General features: G+C 58.4%; 3 protein-coding genes. All 3 read left to right on the plus strand.

All coding sequences use genetic code 11. From position 1 onward, the window contains the following. A partial coding sequence (locus AB4Z11_RS28875; RefSeq protein ID WP_442029262.1) for a laccase domain-containing protein occupies window positions 1–416 on the plus strand: 416 nt, incomplete at its 5' end. A 239-nt stretch (window positions 417–655) separates the two neighbouring features. Continuing rightward, window positions 656–2,377 carry a class I poly(R)-hydroxyalkanoic acid synthase gene (phaC, locus tag AB4Z11_RS28880; RefSeq protein WP_442029263.1) on the plus strand — a complete coding sequence of 574 codons (1,722 nt, stop codon included), beginning with the start codon at window positions 656–658 and terminating at the stop codon, window positions 2,375–2,377. A 187-nt stretch (window positions 2,378–2,564) separates the two neighbouring features. Then, window positions 2,565–2,660 (plus strand): polyhydroxyalkanoate synthesis regulator DNA-binding domain-containing protein (locus AB4Z11_RS28885; protein ID WP_442029264.1); only part of this gene is annotated, 96 nt, incomplete at its 3' end.

The following is a 2,660-nucleotide window of genomic DNA, read 5'->3' on the forward strand; positions in this document are numbered from 1 at the left end:
GTCTTCCGGTGCTGTTTGCCGATCTCGAAGGCCGCGTGGTCGGCGCCACGCACGCCGGCTGGCGCGGACTGGCCGCAGGCATTCTTGAAGACACGGTGGAGGCCATGCGCACGGCCGGCGCCACGGAAATCACCGCCTGGCTGGGTCCTGCCATCGGCCCCACGCAGTTCGAAGTCGGCCCGGAAGTGCTGGACGCCTTCCTTGTCCGCGACGCCAGCGCACAGCTGGCCTTCCAGCCGCGCGGCGACAAATTCCTGGCCGATATCTACGCCCTGGCGCGTCTGGCCCTGGCCCGTGCCGGTGTGCGCCGCGTCGCCGGCGGCGATCGCTGCACGGTCAGCGAACCCGGCACCTTCTACTCCTACCGCCGTGACAAGGTCACCGGCCGTCAAGCCAGCTTGATATGGATCAAGTAGATGGGGGAATTTCAGGCGGTTTCGCTTGAGCAGCTCGCTTGCGTTTGCGAGCTTTACCTCCCGTTAGATAAAATAGTATCCCTAAAGGCAACACACAATAAAGCAGGAAGGTCATGATCCCGGCGACCACGGAGGGTTCCGTGAACGCCATGAGAAGAACGACGTAGATCCAGGCAACAGCAACAATCCACATAAGCAGTCTAGGTTTTTAGTAATTCAACACTCGAATTGGACTCAATATGAACATGCCCGACCCGCAAGTCATTGCCAACGCATGGATGGCGCAGATCAGCGACCCCAACCAGTGGCAATCCTGGTTCAAGATGATGCCGGAAATGGATGTAATCCCGGGCTCCGCACTGTTGCGTGACGCTGGCGCGTCCGTCAAACCGGATGTGCTGGAAAAGCTCAAAAACGAGTACATGACCGAATTCGGCCAGCTCTTCCAGGAGTTCATGGGCGGCAAAGCCCCGGCTGTCAAAGACCGCCGTTTCTCCTCGGAAGCCTGGCAGGGCAATCCTGTGTCGGCGTTTCATGCAGCATCATACCTGCTGAACGCCAAATTCCTCACCGCCATGGCGGAAGCCGTGGATGCGACCCCGCACCAGAAGCAGAAAATCCGCTTTGCCGTRCAGCAGATTGTGGACGCCATGTCGCCCGCCAACTTCCTGGCTACGAATCCGGAAGCGCAGGCCAAGCTGATCGAAACCAAGGGCGAAAGCCTGACCAAGGGCCTGGCCAATATGCTGGGCGATATGCAGAAGGGCCATATTTCGCTGTCCGACGAAAAGGCCTTTGAAGTGGGCCGCAACCTGGCGACCACCGAGGGTCAGGTGGTGTGCGAGAACGAGCTGTTCCAGCTGATCCAGTACGCGCCGAAGACCGACACCGTGGCCGAGCGTCCTTTGCTGATCGTCCCGCCGTGCATCAACAAATTCTATATTCTCGACCTTCAGCCGGAAAATTCGCTGGTGCGCTACGGCGTAGAGCAGGGCAATACCGTGTTCCTGGTTTCCTGGCGCAATCCGACCGATGCCTCGATCAATAAGGCCTCGGTTGACGATTACATCGAGCAGGGCGTGATCAACGCCATCAACGTTGCCCGCGAAATCGTCAAGCAGGACCAGTTGAATATGCTGGGCTTCTGCATCGGCGGCACGCTGCTGTCCACCGCGCTGGCCGTGCTGGCCGCACGCGGCGAACATCCGGCCTCCAGCCTGACTTTGCTGACCACCTTCCTCGACTTCCGGGATACCGGCGTGCTGCAGGTATTCGTGGACGAGCCGCAAGTGCAGCTGCGCGAACAGACCCTCGCCAATGGCGGCCTGATGATGGGGCGCGACCTGGCCAGCACTTTCTCCAGCCTGCGTCCGAACGACCTGGTGTGGAATTATGTGCAGTCCAACTACCTGAAGGGCAACGAGCCGCCGCCGTTCGACCTGCTGTACTGGAACTCGGACTCGACCAATCTGCCGGGGCCGATGTTCTGCTGGTATCTGCGCCAGACCTATCTGGAAAATAACCTGAAAGTGCCGGGTAAAGTAAAAGTGGCCGGCGAGAAGATCGACCTCTCGAAAATCGACACCCCCGCCTTCATCTATGGTTCGAGGGAAGATCACATCGTGCCGTGGCAGTCCGCCTTCGACTCCTTGCGCATCCTGAACCCGAAAAAGCCGGAAAATAACCGCTTCGTGCTGGGCGCTTCCGGCCACATCGCCGGCGTGATCAATCCGGCCGCCAAGAAGAAGCGCAGCTACTGGGTCAACGACGGCAAGGCGCTGACAGCGGACGAGTGGTTCGGCAAGGCGACCGAGCATCCCGGCAGCTGGTGGGGTGAATGGTCGGGCTTCCTGGCCAAACACGGCGGCGAGCAAGTGAAGGCGCGCGCCAAGCTCGGCAATACCAAACACAAGCCGATCGAAGCCGCTCCGGGCCGTTACGTAAAGGTAAGAGCTGATTAATGACAGAAAGTGGCCGGACTGCCTGCCGGTCCGGCTTCAAGTCATTTAAGTTGCGTTGCAATAATGATCAGAACAGGCATCGAACTTATAACTTATGCTGCCTGTCACGATTTTTTACATCTATAATAGGCTCGCAAACATTATCAACGGCAGGTAAACGCGCTGCGGCGCAATAAATGGACTTGTGATGAGTAGTGCAAAGAAAAGTACCGAACGATTGATCAAGAAATATCCGAATCGCCGTCTTTACGATACGCAGACCAGTTCCTACATCACCCTGACG

The sequence above is a fragment of the Pseudoduganella sp. RAF53_2 genome (assembly GCF_052113985.1).
In the GTDB taxonomy this organism is placed as follows: domain Bacteria; phylum Pseudomonadota; class Gammaproteobacteria; order Burkholderiales; family Burkholderiaceae_D; genus Rugamonas.